The organism is Kushneria phosphatilytica (assembly GCF_008247605.1).
In the GTDB taxonomy this organism is placed as follows: domain Bacteria; phylum Pseudomonadota; class Gammaproteobacteria; order Pseudomonadales; family Halomonadaceae; genus Kushneria; species Kushneria phosphatilytica.
In genome coordinates this window covers 1428744-1445876 of the sequence record NZ_CP043420.1, presented here as the reverse complement: position 1 = coordinate 1445876, position 17133 = coordinate 1428744, and the positions used below count along the sequence as shown (strand labels likewise).

Here is a 17133-nt window from a genome sequence, read left to right as displayed (position 1 = left end):
TCAGGCCTGCGCCCGTACCGGCGTATTGACGAATTCGCGCACATCTACAAAGTGCCCCGCCACGGCAGCCGCAGCCGCCATCGCTGGACTCACCAGATGCGTCCGGCCACCGTAACCCTGCCGCCCTTCAAAGTTGCGATTGGAGGTCGAGGCACAGTGCTCGCCGGCACCCAGCTTGTCCGCGTTCATCGCCAGGCACATCGAGCAGCCGGCTTCGCGCCACTCGAACCCGGCACGCCTGAAGATCATATCCAGACCTTCCTCCTCGGCCTGACGCTTCACCAACCCGGAGCCCGGCACCACCATCGCCTGCTTGATGGTTGACGCCACGCGTCGGCCATCGACGATCTTCGCTGCAGCACGAAGATCCTCGATGCGGGCGTTGGTGCATGAACCAATGAAGATCCGATCGAGTCGAATGTCGGTCATCTTCTGACCTGCCGTCAGCCCCATGTATTCGAGTGCCCGGATAGCCCCGCGCTGTGCGGTCTCGTCAGTGAACGATTGCGGATCGGGCACCCGGTCATTCACTCCGGCCACCATCTCGGGACTGGTCCCCCAGCTCACCTGGGGCTCGATCTCGGCCGCATCCAGCGTCACCACACGATCGAAATGCGCATCCTCGTCGGAAACCAGCTGGCGCCAGCTCTCGACGGCGGCTTCCCACTGTTCGCCGGAGGGCGCAAAGGGGCGGTTGCCAATGTAATCGATGGTGGTCTGATCAACCGCCACCAGACCGACTCGGGCACCTCCCTCGATCGCCATGTTGCAGATGGTCATGCGGCCTTCCATCGACAGCGATTCGATCGCGCTGCCGGCGAACTCCACTGCATAACCGGTGCCTCCGGCAGTGCCGATGCGACCGATGACCGCCAGAATGATGTCCTTGGCAGTCACATGCGGCCCGAGTTCACCTTCCACCCGGATCTGCATGTTCTTCATCTTGCGCTGAATCAGGCATTGAGTAGCCAGCACATGCTCGACCTCGGAGGTGCCAATACCGTGTGCGAGTGCACCAAAGGCACCATGGGTCGCGGTATGGGAGTCGCCACAGACCACGGTCATGCCAGGCAGGGTTGCGCCCTGCTCCGGCCCGATGACATGGACAATGCCCTGACGGATGTCATTGATACCGAAGGTCTCGATGCCCAGCCCGCGAGTATTGTCATCGAGCGCCTGGACCTGAATGCGCGAGACATCGTCGGCGATGCCTGAAATACCGGCGTTACGTTCTTCGGTGAGCGTCGAGACATTATGGTCGACGGTCGCAATGTTGGTATCGATGCGCCACGGTTGACGCCCCGCCAGACGCAGCCCCTCGAATGCCTGCGGTGACGTCACCTCATGCAACAGATGGCGATCGATGTAGATCAGCGCTGTGCCGTCGTCACGTGTCGACACGAGATGCGAGTTCCAGAGTTTGTCATAGAGGGTCTGGGCTGCCATGGAATCTCTCCTGAGCATTACGCCGGCCAGAGCCGGCGAAGGCATGCATGAGTCAGGGTCCACCGGGTATCGGGTCAGGCCCCGGCTTTCTCATGCTTGCACCCTACGGCGCAAACTGACATAAAAGCAATTCATGTTTTTTATTCAAATCATTCCCTGAAGGAATACATGGATACTCAGAGTCTGCGCGCCTTTCTGGCCGTTGCCGAACAGGAGTCCTTTTCACTGGCCGCCGAGCAGCTTCATCTTACTCAACCGGCTGTCAGCAAGCGGGTGGCCACGCTCGAGGGTCAGATTGGCGCACGCCTGTTCGATCGCATCGGTCGTCATATCGGTCTTACCGAGGCGGGCCATACCCTGTTACCCCGCGCACGGCAGATTCTGGTGATGTTCGATGATACCCAACGGGCCTTGACCAATCTCAATGGCAGCATTGGTGGCAGCCTGTCACTCGCCACCAGCCATCATGTTGGTCTGCACCGACTGCCGCCCCTGCTCAAGCATTTTACCCGTCAGCATCCGGCGGTCAGGCTGGATCTACGGTTTCTGGACTCGGAACAGGCCTACCAACAGGTGCTCGATGGCGCTCTGGAGCTGGCCGTGGTGACGTTGGCCCCTTCCCCCAGCAAGGAACTGGTGACGGTGCCGATCTGGGTCGATCAGCTCCATTTCGTTTGCGGCAATGAACATCCGCTGGCAAGCGCCCGGGAGCTGCCGCTGTCAGCATTGTCCGATTTCGATGCGGTGCTGCCGGGCGATCTGACCTTCACCCGTGGCATCGTCACCGAAACCTTTGCCCAGGAGGGATTGCGCGTCCGCGTTTCCATGTCGACCAACTATCTCGAGACGCTGAAGATGATGGTCAGCATCGGGCTGGGCTGGAGCGTGCTGCCGGAAACCATGATCGACGATGAGCTGCATCGTCTGCCAATACACCATCGACCCATCGAGCGGCCGCTGGGCTATCTTTTTCATCGTGGCCGCACACTCTCCAATGCGGCGAGCTCGATGCTCCGGCTACTGGACGCCGAACGCACTGCCGAGCAGGACATGGCCCACGAGTAACCCGCTTTCAGTCGCCGGTACGATGCGCCGGTGCACTCAAGGGTTTGCGCCCATACTGTTCACGATCAAAAGCCCCGTGCTCCATGGTCACTGAAGGACTTGGACAGCAGGGGCGTCCCACCGGCCGGGCGGGTACGCCTACCACAGTGGTATGTGGCTCGACCGCATCCAGTACCACACTGCCTGCCCCGATCTGTGCGCCCCAGCCGATCTCGATGTTGCCCAGTACAATGGCACCGGCACCGATCAATACACCACTACGCACCTGGGGATGGCGCTGTCCACCGACCTTGCCTGTACCGCCCAGTGTAACGCCCTGCAGGATGGATACATTGTCACCAATGCTGGCCGTTTCCCCGATGACGATACCGGTAGCGTGATCGAACATGACGCTTTCCCCGATCGGGCAGCGCGGATGAATATCGACACCGAACACCTCGGCACTGCGGCTTTGCAGCATCATGGCCATTTCGGTACGCCCAAGACCATGCAGATGATGTGCCAGCCGATGACTCTGCAGTGCCTGAAATCCCTTCTGATAAAGCACCACGCTTAACGCGTCTTCGGCTGCTGCGTCCCGCTCAAGCACCGAGAGGATGTCACTCGCCGCCATATCGGCTAGTGTTTCATCCTGTGCATGGCACTGGGCAAAGAGACTCTCCAGCGCCTCCCTGGGCAGATCGTCATCAGCCAGGCGTCGCGACAGAATGGCGGTCAGACAACCGGCCAGATCATCATGCGCTGTAATCCGCGCAGTGATGAAAGCTCGCAGCAGCGGCTCTCGATTCATGGTGGCACGAGCTTCTTCGCGCAACCGCGCGAAGACATGATCCATGCGTTGCGTCATCCCTGCTCTCCCGGTGAAGAGTGCACCATTCCGACAGGCCTTGTCTGGCCCGCAACAATTCCCGATAGTCTGGCCGATCCTGTCATTCCATGCACGTCTGCATCGACTCTGCTGCTGCTATTGGTGTGGCACGTTATGCTTGGCAAGCCAAACACAATCAACAGGAGCACATTCATGATGCGCAGCGATGCCCCCACCACGGACTCTTCGGAAGGCGTCGAGGCCGAGGCTGCGGACTCGATGGATTCGAGTACCTGCCGGGTTGGTCTGGTACCCGCCCCCGAGTTGCCCCGGGACATCGCCGAAGAGCTCTGTGATGAGTTACCCGACCTGCTGGTCCGTCACCTTGATGATCGCTATCAGTGGCAGGTGCAGATGAAGACTGATCCCCTGATCGGCGCCGAGGAAGAAACCCGGGAAATGCTTCACCAGGCACAAGCACTGAGCCGTGAGCAGGGATGGGATTATGTGGTCTGCCTGACCGACCTGCCACTGTATCGCAACGGCCGGCTGGTGATCGCCGAAGGCAGTGGAGCCAGCGGGGTTATCCTGATTTCCCAGCCGGCACTGGGGGCCTCGCCCATGCGCAAGCGTATCCGGGAAGCCATCATTCAGATGCTCAGCGAACTGCATCATGGCAGTTCCAGTCAGGCCCGTGACCGCCAACAGCAGCATAACGATTGTCAGAGCGAAGCCCGTCGCGAGAGTGGGCTTTACAACAACAATGCAAGAGAACTGGTGGGGTGGCGACTTTCCGAACGTATTGCGCCAATTCGGCGGATAACGCCATCGGATGACGCCGACATCAGTGTACGATTCATCGCCGATTCTCGCCTCCGGGGGCACTGCAAGCTGCTGGCCGGCATGGTAAGAGCCAATCGCCCATGGACCATCTTTCCGGCCTTCCGCAAGATTATCGCCGTTGCCTTTGCGACCGGCGCCTATGGGCTGCTTTTTCCGACACTCTGGCGCCTGAGCGATGCGTACAGCATCTGGCGTTTTGTCCTGCTGATGCTGGCCGCGATGGTCGCCATGGTGACCTGGATCATCATCGACCACGGTCTATGGGAACCACAGCGTCGCTCGGATGCTTTCCCGATGGCAGCGCTTTATAATCTCACGACCCTGATCACGCTCGGCGTCGGTGTACTGTTCTACTACGCCATACTGTTGATAATGTTTCTGGCCGCAGTATTCATTTTTGTTCCGGATGGTCTGCTGCAATCCACGCTGGGTCATGAAGTTTCGCCATGGCACTACCCGGCTCTGGCATGGCTGACCAGCTCGGTGGCAACCATAGCCGGCGCGCTGGGCGCCGGCCTGGAAAGTGATGAGACAGTGCGCAGCGCCACGTACGGTTATCGGCAGAAAAGTCGTCAGCAGCGCGTTCAACAGCTCAAGGGCCAACAGAAGGAATCGGCGTCCTCACCCCGCGAATAACCGGTCAGAGATCGCCCCGTGAGCATGCACGTTCAGCACTGTCTCAATCGGGGCGTCTCCACCTGCACATCGCCATTCTGTGCACGCTGGCGCAACCAGTGATCCATCAGCGTCAGTGCCATCATCGCCTCGGCAATCGGCGTAGCCCGGATACCGACACAGGGATCATGTCGGCCTTTGGTTACCACCTCCACCGGATCACCATGGATGTCGATGGACTGGCCCGGCGTGGTAATGCTCGAAGTCGGCTTGAGTGCCAGGTGAGCGACCAGCGGCTGACCGGTAGAGATTCCACCCAGCACCCCGCCAGCGTTGTTGGAGAGAAAACCTTCCGGGGTCATTTCGTCGCGATGCTCACTACCTCGCTGAGCAACACTTTTGAATCCGGCCCCCACCTCCACGCCCTTGACGGCATTGATGCCCATCAGAGCGCTTGCCAGTTCGGCATCAAGGCGATCGAATACCGGCTCTCCAAGCCCTGGCGGCAACCCTTCGGCGACCACACTGATTCGAGCACCGACACTGTCCTGATCGCGTCGCAGCTGATCCATGAAGGCCTCGAGCTCCGGAACGCGTTCCGGATCGGCACAGAAGAAAGGGTTTTGCTCTACGGCATCCCAACTGCGAAAAGCCAGTTCGATCGGCCCCAGCTGGCTCATGTAACCACGAATCGTCACTCCGCGCGCCGCCAGCCACTTGCGGGCAATGGCCCCCGCCGCCACCCGCATGGCGGTTTCCCGGGCACTCGAGCGACCGCCGCCACGGTAGTCCCGACGACCATATTTGTGATGATAGGTATAATCGGCATGAGCTGGCCGAAACTGATCCTTGATCTTCGAATAGTCCTTCGAACGCTGATCGGTATTCTCGATCATCAGGCCAATCGGCGTGCCAGTGGTCACGCCTTCAAAGACACCAGAGAGAATACGGACCTCATCGGCTTCACGCCGCTGGGTGGTATAGCGTGAGCTACCGGGTCGCCGACGGTCCAGATCATGCTGCAGATCTGCCTCACTGATCTCGAGCCCCGGGGGACAACCATCAACGACGGCCCCCAGTGCAGGACCATGACTCTCCCCGAAGGTCGTCACCGTAAACAGCTTGCCGAAGGTATTTCCGGACATGATGGGTCTTCCTGCAAACAGCGTCCGGGCCATCCAGGAACCCGGCGCAGTGAATCATGTTATCGATAACCGAACGTGGTCACTCGGCAAATCGATCAGCAAAGGCATCCAGTTCAGCGGCTGTCAGGGCAAAGACACCATGGCCACCGCGTTCGAACTCAAGCCAGAGGAACGGCACGTCCGGCCAGGCATCGATGACATGGCGCTCGGAATTGCCCACTTCGACGATCAGCACGCCATCATCGGTCAGGCAGCTGCGTGCCTCGCGCAGCACCCGACGCACGATTTCCAGACCATCATCGCCCGCCTCCAGCGCCATGCGCGGCTCATGCTGAAACTCAGCCGGCATCGCGGCCATATCATGCCGGTCAACATAGGGCGGGTTGGAAACAATCAGATCAAAACGCTGACCCTGCACACCTTCAAACAGGTCCGAAAGCACTGCACGGACCCGTGCTCCAACGTCATAACGCGCAATATTGCGTCTGGCGACATTCAGTGCCTCGGGGCTCAGCTCACCCAGCATGACCTCACTGGTCGGCATCATCAGCGCCGTCGCAATGCCGATACAGCCCGAGCCGGCACAAAGATCCAGCACGTGGGCCGGATCACGATCGGGAAACCACTGGGCAAAACCATTCTCGACCAGCTCAGCCAACGGCGAGCGAGGGATCAGCACACTATCATCGACATCAAAAGGCAGACCCGCGAAAAACGCCTCTCCCAGCAGATAAGGCAGCGGTCGGCGCGAGGTAATGCGTTCGCGCGTAAGCTCAATGATCCGCTGGCGTTCAACACCAAGCAATCGCGCATCCAGCACTGCCGGATCGACATCACGGGGTAGACGCAATGCACCGAGCACCAGCGCTACGGCTTCATCCCAGGCACTGTCGGTACCATGACCGAAATGCAGTCGATGCGCGAGAAAGGCACTCTGGCACCAGCGTAGCCAGTCACGCAGTGTTACCAGTTCCTCGACCAGAGTGGTATCGGGTAGCTCAAGGATATCCAGCGGTGAGCGGGCAGATTCAGGCACGACAGCTCCGAGCAGGCAATGACAGGTCAGGATGGGTGGCAGCAGTGTACCCGCCCACAAGCGCTGATGACAGCCGCCCGGGCCTGCAGGATGCCACCGGTACCATTATACTGCCCGAGCAGTCAGCGCGTGTACCGGGCCACCCTGACGCCCTGCTGCACTCACCCGACACTCGCTCCCCGGCCTCGGATATTGGAGAGCATGCCATGACACGTCGCTCGATCGACCAGGAGGAACTTGCCCGGTTCCGCGAAGCACTGCGTGACAGTCAGATTCAGCGCACGCACCATGATCGCGCCGATACCGGTAAAAGCAGTGGTCCGGACCAGAATACGCTCAGAGCCCGACGCGAGGCGGCCACTCAGCCTGACAGCACTACGTTGACCAGCCGCACCTCGGATGGACGGGTAGAGCCGGTCGCGCCCTCCCAGTTTCTAAGCTTTGCGCTGGCCGATCTTCCCGAGCGAACCCTTGCCCGCCTCAGGCGCGGCGACATTGCCTGGCAGGCCGGACTGGACCTGCATGGCTATGATCTCGATCAGGCGCGTCTGGAGTTCGAGCATTTCATGCAGGATATGCGCCATGAACAGGCTCGATGTGTGCTGATCGTGCATGGCAAGGCGTGGTCAGGCGTATCGCGCTACCCCGTGATCAAGAGCCATCTCAATGCCTGGCTGCGGGAATTGCCCGAGGTGCTGGCCTTCTGTTCGGCGCAGGACGCCGATGGGGGCACCGGCGCGGTGTATGTCCTGCTCAAGCGACAGCGTGATCACGCCTGAAAATCACTCATCCGGACACTTTAACTGACTGTCGGCGGCCTCGATGATGGCCTGTGCCAAACCATCCACGGCATCCTGTTCAAGATGGAGATGGTGGCCCCCCGGGACATGATGCGTTCTCAGCGTACCCATGCGAGCACGCACATTTTCAGCATCGAGCTGCCCCCCGATAATGCCCTCTTCGGCCTGAAACAGCTCCAGCGGCGTCTCGATCGACTCCAGCATGGCGGCTGCCTGCTCGGGGGTCAGTCTGACCTGTGAGGGTCGCAGCAGTCGGGGATCGGTGCGAAAACTGTAGCGCCCTCCTGCTTCATGCAGATTGCGGCGTACCAGTACTTCGGCCCCTTCAAGCGACAATGGCGTTACTGCTCCGGCCACCCGTGCCCGAGCCGCAGCCTCGAGGCTTTCATAGCTCGGCGGTGTCGAACGCGGGCGCCGTACGCCCAGAAGCCCGTGCCGCAACTGACGCGTCGTATCTGCCACCCGGGTCGTCAGCATGCCTATGCCATCGATCAGATAGCCACGCGTCAGTCGTTCAGGCATGGCGGCAGCCAGCAGACAGGTGACACAGGCGCCCAGCGAATGGGCCAACAGTGTTGCTCGCTCGATCGACAGACTGTCCATGGCATCGAGTACATCATGGATGTAACCCCACAATGGATAATCATGCCCCGTTGGTAGCCAATCGGAATGGCCGTGTCCGGCAAAATCGATGGCGACGATCCTGATATCCAGCGCCTCTACCAGTCGGGGTGCCAGCCAGCTGAAGGTGGCAGCGTTATCCAGCCAGCCATGCAGGGCCAGCCAGGTTTCCGAGGCGTCCTCACGCCCCCAGATCAGCGCACCGAGCCGGCCATCTGCCAACCGGGTCTCGAACGGCGAATGCGCCATGATACCTCTCCGAACATGAAGGAAATCCGATAAGCATACGCCGCGCAATGGCTACATGCATGGTCGATCTCATGCCAAACGCTGGGCGCATCACGGCATCACGGTTATCATTTCCAACACCATGGTCGACCGGAATCTCCTGATGCCACGCCAGCGCGCACGCAACAACAGGATACGCAATCTCGTATTCTTTCTCACGGTAGCCATCGCCCTGCTGTATGCCTTTACAACTCTGCCCGGATAACAGGCTTGCATGAATCCCCTCGCTCTCTTCGCTGAAACCTTCAACGTCACTGCGCCCGTCTTTGCCATGGTGCTGCTGGGTATCGCATTAAAGCAGCTGAAATGGATCGATCACGCCTTTATCGACACTGCTTCCAGGCTGGTCTTCCGCGGCGCCATGCCGACACTGATCTTTCTGTCGCTGATCGATGCCGACATGTCTCAGGCGGTCATGCCGAAGCTATTGCTCTACATGGCGGTCATGACGGTCATCAGTTTCGTGGTGATCTGGTCATGGGCCAGACAGCGCATCCCCGTGGGCGATCGTGGCGCCTATGTGCAGGCCGCTTTTCGAGGTAATGGCGGCATTGTGGGTCTGGCACTGGCAGCCAGTCTCTACGGGGATTTCGGACTTTCGGCGGGCAGCCTGATGATTGCCGTGATCATTCCACTCTACAACGTGCTGTCGGTCATCGTTCTGGCGACCTATCAGCCCGGCGGGCGCACCGACTGGGCTTCCATTGCGCTCAAGATCGTGAAGAATCCGTTGATTCTGGGTGTCGTTGCAGGGCTACTGTTTGCTGTAAGTGGATTGCACCTGCCGGAGTGGCTGCACACCTCGGGCCAGTATTTCGCCAATCTGACCCTGCCGCTGGCACTGATCAGCATTGGCGGCACCATGTCTGTCACCGCCATTCGCAACGCCAGTCGTACCGCCATGGGAGCCAGCCTGATCAAGATGGTCTGGCTGCCGCTGGCCGGTGTGCTGCTGGCACTCCCCTTCGACTTCGACGGACGTCAGCTGGCACTGATCATGCTTTATCTGGGCAGTCCTTCGGCGGCTACCAGTTTCGTGATGGCCAGGGCGATGGGCGGCAATGCCGAACTGGCCGCCAATATCATCGCCATTACCACGCTGGGGACCGGTCTGACCATTACGCTGGGGATTTTTGCAATGCAACTGAGTGGCCTGATCTGATTTCGACCTGTCGGGTATACCCGACAGGTCAACTCAGCGCACCAGCGCCGGACGCTTGGGATCAAACTGCCAGTTGTCGACCAGATACTGCATCGCCATGGCATCATTTCGCTGTCGCACATCGAGCGAAAGATAGAGCTGGTGCGCCTGCTCAAGCATGGCATCATCAAGTTCAATGCCCAGACCCGGAGCGTCCGGCACCCGAATCCTGCCCTCGCGAATCTGCAGGGGTGCCCGAGTGATGCGCTGACCATCCTGCCAGATCCAATGGGTATCAATAGCGGTGATATCGCCCGGACAGGCCGCTGCCACGTGAGTCATCATCGCCAGCGAAACATCAAAGTGATTGTTGCTGTGCGAGCCCCATGTCAGCCCCCATTCGTCACACAATTCCCCTACGGCCACTGCACCCTGCATGGTCCAGAAGTGACAGTCCGCCAGAGGAATATCTACTGCCCCGACCTGCAGGGCGTACTGCAGCTGTTTGAAATCGGTAGCAATCATGTTGGTCGCCGTCGGCAGACCGGTACGACGACGGAACTCGGCCATCGTTTCACGGCCCGACCAGCTCTGCTCCTGACCGCATGGATCTTCGGCATAGCTGAGCATATGTCGGATCGGAGTCAGTACTCGTATCGCCTCTTCGAGTGACCAGGCCCCATTGGGATCCAGCGTCAGACGCGCTTCGGGGAAGGCCTCGTGGAGCGCACGAATGCAATCGGCTTCCCGCTCGGGAAGCAACACCCCACCCTTGAGCTTGAAGTCGCGAAAGCCGTAACGCTCATGCGCCGCCCGCGCCAGCTCGACCACCGCTTCAGGCGTCAGCGCCTCACGACAACGCACTTCATCCCAGCGATCAATGGGACGACTTGGCCGTGGATAGGGCAAGTCGGTACATTCCGGATCACCCAGCAAAAAGAGATACCCCAGCGCCTCGACTTCGTCACGCTGGCGTCCGTAGCGTCCCAGCAGATCAGCTACCGGCAGTTCCACGGCCTGGCCCATCAGATCAAACAGCGCCGACTCGATCGCGGTAATGACATGTACCGCCACACGCAGATCGAACGTCTGACGCCCCCGCTCCTCTCTGCCATTGGTCGCCAGCCGCTGATGCACACGACCAAGCGTACCCTTCAGAGCGGCTACCGAGGTGCCCACAACCAGTGATTTGCACTGCTCGAGTCCCTTGAGGATGCCTTCACTACAGGGAATTTCTCCTGCCCCACGGTGTCCGGCGTTATCTTCGAGAATCACCACACAGCGAATGAACCAGGGCGCGTGGCCACCACTGAGATTGAGCAGAAAACTGTCGTAACCGGCAACCGGGATAACGGTCATGCGGGTAACGGTCGGAAGCATGGCAAATTCCTGCAGAATGGATGTCACACATCATACATCCAGAATTCTGCTGGCTCTTTCAGCCATGGACAAGCTCGACCTTGGTGGCACACCAGGCACGTCAGGAGACTTTAAAGAAAGCGCGACCAGCGTTCGCGCTTTGCGTTAATCAGAGCGTCACGGATTCGCTCATCAACGATGAGCTTCGATAATGACCTCGAACTGCTCCAGACCACCACCTTCCAGAAAGGCCTCCTTCGGCATCGGGTTGGCATGGGCGCGCTGGAAATCCTCACTGCCAACCCAGTCACGAAAGGCCTGCTGGCTTTCCCACTCGGTCTCGACCACGTAGGGCGCCTGATTGCCCTGCGGTCGCAGGATACGCATGGCAATGAAACCGGGCTGGTGTTCGATTTCACCGGCACGCTGGCGAAACCTTTCCTCGAAACTGTTGCGGTAGTCATCAGTCACGAAAACCCGGTTATTCACGATATAACTCATCACATCAATCCGGATCAGCTGATTGTGGCACTATCAGGCGTGACATGGCGCACCAGCGTAGCGCAGCCATCGGCCCAGACTTCGGCGTCAAGCTCGACAATATCCGCCGTCCCCATCGGCAACCGGGCCTGTGGCCCACCATTGACAAGACGACCGGTCAGCTCGGCAACCAGCGGCATGTGACTGACCAGCATCCAGGGCGCATCATCGGCGCCAACGCCGACATTTTCCGAGAGCCACTCGATGACCGATTCCACCGGTGCATCGGGAGTGATCAGCGGCAATGCCATGACATCGTCAACCTGCAGTTGGCTCGCCACAATACGTGCCGTCTGCTGGGCACGATCGTAAGGACTGGCCACGATGCGCAACCGCGGCTGCATTTCGCGATCCATGGCTGAAATAAGCCATTCGGACATGCGCGCCACTTCCTGCTGACCGGTAACATCGAGTGCCCGGCTGACATCCGGGGTGCCGGAAACAGCCTCGCCATGACGCATGATATAGAGTTTCATGTCAGCGTATCCCGTGAGTCCTGTGGGTTGGTGCGGGCTGCGCGACGCTGGGCATCGAGCACGGCTTCCCGCGGAAGAGTGAATTCAACGTCGCTTCCCTGCTCGCTGCGCATGAGCGACAGCGCCATCTCGTGGGGGTCAACGCCTTCGAAGAGTACCTGGTGCAACGCTACGGCCAGTGGCATGTAAACACCATCGCGCCGCGCCCGCTCGACGATCAGATGCACTGTATTGACGCCTTCTGCAACCTGACCCAGCGCTTCAACTGCCTCGTCGAGTGACCGCCCTTCACCGATCGCATAACCGACCCGGTAGTTGCGAGACAGCGACGAAGAGCAGGTCACGATCAGATCACCGATCCCGGCCAGGCCGAGAAAGGTCATCGGGCTCGCCCCACGCGCCACGGCGAAACGGCTCATCTCCGCCAGCGCACGGGTCATCAGCATGCTGCGGGTGTTCTCCCCCATCCCCAGAGCGGCCGCCATCCCCACGGCGATGGCATAGATGTTCTTGAGTGCGCCACCGAGCTCCACACCAAAGCGATCGTTGCTGGCATAGACACGGAAATGATCACAGCTCAGCACCTGCTGGATGCGGGCACGTGTCATTTCGTCATCGCTGGCAATCACACTGGCACTGAGATGACCGGCAGCGATTTCCGCTGCCAGATTGGGGCCGGACAATACTCCGATATGTCGACTGACGGTTTCCTCTTCCAGTATCTGACTCATCAGATGGAATTCGTCGCCCGCCTCGATGCCCTTGGTCGTACTGACCAGTAACGTGTCCCGAGTGATCTGCGGCGCCGCCTGGCGCACCACCGCTCTGAAAGCCCCCGAAGGGATGGCCACCAACACCAGTTCAGCGCCATCGAGTACAAGGTCCATATCGGCTGAGGCTTCAACCGAGGGATTCATCAGAAAATCGGGCAGATAACGATCGTTGACATGTCGCTCATTGATACGCGAGGCAAGATCCGCATCGCGCATCCACTGACGCACTCGCGCCCCCCTGGTAGCCGCGATGCTGGCCAATGCCGTCCCGAAACTGCCACCTCCCAGCACGGCCACCCGCATCGAATGTTCGTCAGGCTGAGGGGAAGCGGAAGAGTAATCGGCGGCGGCCGAATGCACAGTCATGAAATCATCCTGTAGAAGTCGCGCAGCAAAGGAACGATAACCTGGCCAATGGCGGGCAACAGGTCAATGCCGAAATCACGATGAACATGACAGACACACGGCCGCTTCGTCCGGAGGCGGCGCCTGTTCATAGGCTTCGCATCCCGCACGTGGCGTAAAGGGTCGACACATGCACTCACGAATCAGAGCCAGCTCCTCCAGATCGCCTTGCTCGGCTGCCTCGATCGCCCGCTGAGCAATATGCGTGCGCAACACATAAACCGGGTTGATCGCCTGCATGGACTCAAGGCGCTCTTCAACCGGGCAATGCTCTTCAGCCAAACGAGCGTCATAGCGCTCAAGCCATTGCGCCAGTGCCGCAGGATCAGGGATTTCACGCGCCAGCCGGGCGCGCTGCATCTCGCTGCCATCATAATACGATAGCACCCTGAAGCTGCGATGATAGTCCGCCCCACTCTGATACAGCAGGGTCAGCCATTCCCGGCAAAGCTCGGCGTCCCCCTCCTGCTCGAGGTACAACCCGAGCCGTTGCCGCATTACTGCACCAAATGCCTGCTGCAACCGGCTACTGAATCCCTCCAGTGCAGTCACCAGCGCTTCACGTTCCACCAGTGGCATCAGTGCGTTACCCAGTCGATTGAGGTTCCACAGGGCGACACCGGCCTGTTGGTCGAAGGCATAACGCCCCCCGGTATCGGTATGATTGGGCACCCGGTCCGGCACATAGGCATCGAGAAAGGCATAGGGGCCATAATCGATGGTCAGCCCCAGAATCGACATATTATCGGTATTCATCACGGCGTGGACGAACCCATAGGCCTGCCACCGGGCGATCAGCTCCGCGGTACGCGTGACCACATCATCAAAAAGCGCTGCATAAGGCGTCTCATGCTGACGCAACCAGGGGCGATGGCGATCAATCACGTGATCGGCCAGCTGCTTTAATCCTGTTTCATCTCCCTTGTATGCCAGCCACTCGAAATGGCCAAAGCGAACGTGACTTTCGGCTACACGCAGTAGCGTTGCCCCGGGTTCGACGGTTTCACGCTGTACTCGCTCGTCATTGACAGCTACCGCCAGGGCCCGCGTTGTGGGAATACCCAGCGCCGCCAGATGTTCACTGACAAGATATTCCCGTACCGAACTCCGCAATACTGCCTGTCCATCGGCGAAACGCGAATAAGGTGTACGTCCGGCGCCCTTGAGGTGCAGGTCCATCGGCCCATGAGGTGTACGTACCTCTCCCAGCAGTAGCCCACGACCATCCCCCAGGGCGGGGTTATAGACGCCGAACTGGTGACCGGTATACTTTTGCGCCAGTGGTTCCATGCCCGGCAGTAGCTGTTCGCCGGCCATCAGCGCCCGCAAGGGCTCATCATCGAGCCGGAGCGTATCGAGACCCAGCAGCTCGGCGCAGTCCGGACTGATATCCAGCAGACGTGTCCCACGCCGTGCGGTCGGCTGGATACGTGTGAAAAAGTACTCTGGCAAGCGCGCATAGGCGTTGTCGAATTGAAGCCGTTCCAGCGTCATGAGCGATCCATACCGGTCAGTGTTGACATGTCTCATACTCTAGCAACGGCAGGGAACCCACGCCTAACATTGCCATCCCACAACGGACAGATCCTTGCTCACTACCCGAGTGGAGTCACATCATGCGAGTGCTATTCATTGAAGACGACCCATTGCTCGGCGATGGTGTGGAAACGGCGCTCCGGCGTGAAGGCTATACCGTGGAGTGGCTGACCGATGGCCAGCAGGCCATGACGGCGCTGGAAACGGATGACTTTTCCGTCGTCATTCTGGATCTTGGCCTGCCGGGCATGGATGGTATGGAAGTGCTCCGTCGACTGCGCCGCCAGCGCAGTGTGCCGGTACTGATTCTGACGGCTCGTGACAGTGTCGAGGACAGGGTCGCCGGGCTCGATGCCGGTGCTGATGATTATGTCCTCAAGCCTTTTGAGCTTGATGAACTGATCGCCCGGATGCGCGCTATCTGTCGACGCGCGGCGGGTCGCGCCAATCAGCTCATCGAGGTGGGTGAACTGACCATCGACGACTCGCGCCGGGAAGTAACCTGGCGGGGAAAACCGGTATCACTCAGCCGTCGCGAGTATGCCCTGCTACTGGAAATGGCCAGTCATCCCGGTCAGGTGATGACCCGCCCCCATCTCGAGCAACTACTCTACGGCTGGCAGGATGAAGTTGAATCCAACGCCCTTGAAGTCCATATCCACCACCTGCGTCGAAAGCTCGATAATCGTCTGATCATTACCCTGCGCGGCATCGGTTATCGTCTCGATGACAGGCTGTCATGAAATCGATTCGCCGTTACCTGACCCGTACCCTGCTTGGCGTGGTCGTCGTGGGCGCCACTCTTTCGGCACTGTCGGCCTGGTTCATCACCGACCATGAAATGGACGAAATCTTCGATGCCCAGCTTGCTCAAATGGCGCGTGTTGTCGCCGGTATGCTGGGAGGCGACATGGATACGCGTGACTACCAGGACCTGCTCGAACATCTGAATCAACCCGGCCATCTGGCAAGACTCTATGACAGACAGGGCAGGCAGCGCCCTGTCAGTCCGCAGGCGGATCAAGCGCCACCACGACGTTTCATGCATGAGGAGCGATTACTATCGATGGGGTTCTGGCGCGCCGATGGGTCTCCCCTGCTGCTCAGCGCCTACTGGAACGAAGAAGGACTTTTCCCGGCACCCCGTGAGGTCGGTTATCGCTGGGTCAGCTACGATGGGGCACAATGGCGAGTTTTCAGTTTCAACGATCGCGATAGCGATATCTGGATATCGATCGGATTGCGCGAGGACTTTCAGGAAGAGCTGGCCCGCAAGATTGTCTACGGCAATACCCTGCCCTATCTGTTGATTCTGCCCGTGATCGGACTGGCCATCTGGTGGATCATCCGCCGAGGTCTGAAACCGATCGATGCGCTTACGCGTCAGGTGGCCCGGCGCCATCATCAGGATCTGACGGTCATCGACCATGCCACGCCTCGGGAACTCGAGGGACTACTCGAAGCCATTAACGCCTTCATTGATCGATTGCGACTGGCGCTGGACAGGGAGCGGCGCTTCACTGCCGACGCCGCACACGAATTGCGCACGCCGCTGGCCGGTGTTCGCATTCATCTGGACAATGCCCACGCTGACGAGGAAGCCGCGCGTACGCTCCACCCTGCCCATACCGACCAGAAAACATCCGCCGGTAGTCCGACGCTGCAGCTGAGCTCGCTCAACAAGGCTCGATGTGGCATCGAACGATTACAGCGGGTCGTCGATCAACTGCTGACCCTGGCGCGACTTGAACGCGCCCCCCAGCGTCCGCCGGAAATCATCGATCTTTATCCCATTGCCGCCCAGCTCTCAAGTGAGCTATGGCCCCTGGCCAATGAGCGAGGACAACAGCTGGCCATCGATGGTCTGGACACCCTTCCGGTCAGGGCCGACCCCACCGAACTTGGCGTCCTGTTGCGTAATCTGATCGACAATGCCCTGCGCTATACCCCCGAAGGAGGTAGCGTTGTCCTCAGGCTTGAACATCAGAATCGCCAACCGGTTATACGAGTCATGGATGATGGACCGGGTATTGCTCCCGAAGCCCTGGAGAAGGTTACCGAGCGCTTTCATCGTGCCAACGACCAGCGTACTTCGGGTAGCGGGCTGGGGCTGTCAATCGTCAAGGAACTCGCTCAGCGGCAACATGCCCGCCTGCAACTAGCCAATCGCAAGCCACACGGACTCGAAGTCAGCGTCATCTGGCCAGTACCAGAGTGATCGATATCGGCATACACC

The 17133-nt window shown here is 59.6% G+C and carries 17 protein-coding genes; 7 read left to right on the top strand and 10 right to left on the bottom strand.

The window, feature by feature from the left end; all coding sequences use genetic code 11:
• Positions 1-1446 (bottom strand): 3-isopropylmalate dehydratase large subunit, encoded by a 1446-nt coding sequence (leuC, locus tag FY550_RS06445; RefSeq protein WP_070976867.1) that lies wholly within the window; start codon positions 1444-1446, stop codon positions 1-3.
• 168 nt (positions 1447-1614) lie between these two features.
• On the opposite strand from leuC, the gene FY550_RS06440 reads away from it, so the two are divergent.
• A complete protein-coding gene (locus tag FY550_RS06440; protein WP_070976864.1) occupies positions 1615-2511 on the top strand; it encodes a LysR family transcriptional regulator in 897 nt (298 codons plus the stop codon).
• A gap of 7 nt (positions 2512-2518) precedes the next feature.
• Here FY550_RS06440 and epsC read toward each other — a convergent pair whose 3' ends face one another.
• Complete coding sequence (gene epsC, locus FY550_RS06435) at positions 2519-3358, bottom strand: serine O-acetyltransferase EpsC (protein ID WP_070976860.1); 840 nt, start codon at positions 3356-3358, stop codon at positions 2519-2521.
• Between the two features lie 174 nt (positions 3359-3532).
• Here epsC and FY550_RS06430 point away from each other — a divergent pair, with 174 nt between their 5' ends.
• Positions 3533-4798 (top strand): MFS transporter, encoded by a 1266-nt coding sequence (locus FY550_RS06430; protein ID WP_084387954.1) that lies wholly within the window; start codon positions 3533-3535, stop codon positions 4796-4798.
• A 32-nt stretch (positions 4799-4830) separates the two neighbouring features.
• Here FY550_RS06430 and aroC read toward each other — a convergent pair whose 3' ends face one another.
• Both aroC and prmB read right to left on the bottom strand, forming a co-directional pair.
• Positions 4831-5922 carry a chorismate synthase gene (gene aroC, locus FY550_RS06425; RefSeq protein ID WP_070976857.1) on the bottom strand — a complete coding sequence of 364 codons (1092 nt, stop codon included), beginning with the start codon at positions 5920-5922 and terminating at the stop codon, positions 4831-4833.
• A gap of 79 nt (positions 5923-6001) precedes the next feature.
• Positions 6002-6958 carry a 50S ribosomal protein L3 N(5)-glutamine methyltransferase gene (prmB, locus tag FY550_RS06420; protein ID WP_070976854.1) on the bottom strand — a complete coding sequence of 319 codons (957 nt, stop codon included), beginning with the start codon at positions 6956-6958 and terminating at the stop codon, positions 6002-6004.
• 35 nt (positions 6959-6993) lie between these two features.
• Between prmB and FY550_RS06415 the strand changes: the two genes are divergently transcribed.
• Positions 6994-7737 (top strand): Smr/MutS family protein, encoded by a 744-nt coding sequence (locus tag FY550_RS06415; RefSeq protein ID WP_325062980.1) that lies wholly within the window; start codon positions 6994-6996, stop codon positions 7735-7737.
• A gap of 3 nt (positions 7738-7740) precedes the next feature.
• On the opposite strand, the gene FY550_RS06410 is transcribed toward FY550_RS06415, so the two are convergent.
• Complete coding sequence (locus FY550_RS06410) at positions 7741-8628, bottom strand: alpha/beta fold hydrolase (protein WP_070976851.1); 888 nt, start codon at positions 8626-8628, stop codon at positions 7741-7743.
• Positions 8629-8683: 55 nt separating this feature from the next.
• Here FY550_RS06410 and FY550_RS06405 point away from each other — a divergent pair, with 55 nt between their 5' ends.
• Complete coding sequence (locus FY550_RS06405; RefSeq protein WP_070976848.1) at positions 8684-8872, top strand: hypothetical protein; 189 nt, start codon at positions 8684-8686, stop codon at positions 8870-8872.
• 9 nt (positions 8873-8881) lie between these two features.
• Entirely contained in the window at positions 8882-9829 is a 948-nt protein-coding gene (locus FY550_RS06400; protein WP_149054429.1) for an AEC family transporter, read from the top strand.
• Between the two features lie 33 nt (positions 9830-9862).
• Here FY550_RS06400 and FY550_RS06395 read toward each other — a convergent pair whose 3' ends face one another.
• From FY550_RS06395 to FY550_RS06375, 5 genes are all read right to left on the bottom strand, one after another.
• On the bottom strand, positions 9863-11188 hold the full coding sequence (locus tag FY550_RS06395; RefSeq protein WP_070976842.1) for an enolase C-terminal domain-like protein: 1326 nt from the start codon (positions 11186-11188) through the stop codon (positions 9863-9865).
• A 171-nt stretch (positions 11189-11359) separates the two neighbouring features.
• Positions 11360-11668: an antibiotic biosynthesis monooxygenase family protein gene (locus FY550_RS06390; RefSeq protein WP_070976835.1), complete on the bottom strand. Its 309-nt coding sequence runs from the start codon at positions 11666-11668 to the stop codon at positions 11360-11362.
• 14 nt (positions 11669-11682) lie between these two features.
• Complete coding sequence (gene sixA / locus FY550_RS06385; RefSeq protein ID WP_149054428.1) at positions 11683-12183, bottom strand: phosphohistidine phosphatase SixA; 501 nt, start codon at positions 12181-12183, stop codon at positions 11683-11685.
• Positions 12180-13259 carry an NAD(P)H-dependent glycerol-3-phosphate dehydrogenase gene (locus tag FY550_RS06380; RefSeq protein ID WP_070977324.1) on the bottom strand — a complete coding sequence of 360 codons (1080 nt, stop codon included), beginning with the start codon at positions 13257-13259 and terminating at the stop codon, positions 12180-12182. The genes sixA and FY550_RS06380 overlap by 4 nt, the downstream gene beginning before the upstream one ends.
• A 138-nt stretch (positions 13260-13397) precedes the next feature.
• Complete coding sequence (locus FY550_RS06375; RefSeq protein WP_070976826.1) at positions 13398-14855, bottom strand: protein adenylyltransferase SelO; 1458 nt, start codon at positions 14853-14855, stop codon at positions 13398-13400.
• Between the two features lie 122 nt (positions 14856-14977).
• Between FY550_RS06375 and FY550_RS06370 the strand changes: the two genes are divergently transcribed.
• Positions 14978-15640: a response regulator gene (locus FY550_RS06370; RefSeq protein ID WP_070976823.1), complete on the top strand. Its 663-nt coding sequence runs from the start codon at positions 14978-14980 to the stop codon at positions 15638-15640.
• Entirely contained in the window at positions 15637-17115 is a 1479-nt protein-coding gene (locus tag FY550_RS06365) for an ATP-binding protein (protein WP_070976819.1), read from the top strand. The genes FY550_RS06370 and FY550_RS06365 overlap by 4 nt, the downstream gene beginning before the upstream one ends.
• Positions 17116-17133: the final 18 nt, after the last annotated feature.

Excerpts from the sequence above, each read along its gene's own strand:
- sixA (WP_149054428.1), bottom strand. The coding sequence starts at position 12,183 with ATGAAACTCTATATCATGCGTCATGGCGAGGCTGTTTCCGGCACCCCG.
- FY550_RS06395 (WP_070976842.1), bottom strand. The coding sequence starts at position 11,188 with ATGCTTCCGACCGTTACCCGCATGACCGTTATCCCGGTTGCCGGTTAC.
- FY550_RS06365 (WP_070976819.1), top strand. The coding sequence starts at position 15,637 with ATGAAATCGATTCGCCGTTACCTGACCCGTACCCTGCTTGGCGTGGTC.
- FY550_RS06370 (WP_070976823.1), top strand. The coding sequence starts at position 14,978 with ATGCGAGTGCTATTCATTGAAGACGACCCATTGCTCGGCGATGGTGTG.
- FY550_RS06405 (WP_070976848.1), top strand. The coding sequence starts at position 8,684 with ATGCATGGTCGATCTCATGCCAAACGCTGGGCGCATCACGGCATCACG.
- leuC (WP_070976867.1), bottom strand. The coding sequence starts at position 1,446 with ATGGCAGCCCAGACCCTCTATGACAAACTCTGGAACTCGCATCTCGTG.
- FY550_RS06390 (WP_070976835.1), bottom strand. The coding sequence starts at position 11,668 with ATGAGTTATATCGTGAATAACCGGGTTTTCGTGACTGATGACTACCGC.
- FY550_RS06375 (WP_070976826.1), bottom strand. The coding sequence starts at position 14,855 with ATGACGCTGGAACGGCTTCAATTCGACAACGCCTATGCGCGCTTGCCA.
- FY550_RS06400 (WP_149054429.1), top strand. The coding sequence starts at position 8,882 with ATGAATCCCCTCGCTCTCTTCGCTGAAACCTTCAACGTCACTGCGCCC.
- epsC (WP_070976860.1), bottom strand. The coding sequence starts at position 3,358 with ATGACGCAACGCATGGATCATGTCTTCGCGCGGTTGCGCGAAGAAGCT.
- FY550_RS06440 (WP_070976864.1), top strand. The coding sequence starts at position 1,615 with ATGGATACTCAGAGTCTGCGCGCCTTTCTGGCCGTTGCCGAACAGGAG.
- FY550_RS06410 (WP_070976851.1), bottom strand. The coding sequence starts at position 8,628 with ATGGCGCATTCGCCGTTCGAGACCCGGTTGGCAGATGGCCGGCTCGGT.
- FY550_RS06380 (WP_070977324.1), bottom strand. The coding sequence starts at position 13,259 with ATGCGGGTGGCCGTGCTGGGAGGTGGCAGTTTCGGGACGGCATTGGCC.
- aroC (WP_070976857.1), bottom strand. The coding sequence starts at position 5,922 with ATGTCCGGAAATACCTTCGGCAAGCTGTTTACGGTGACGACCTTCGGG.
- FY550_RS06430 (WP_084387954.1), top strand. The coding sequence starts at position 3,533 with ATGATGCGCAGCGATGCCCCCACCACGGACTCTTCGGAAGGCGTCGAG.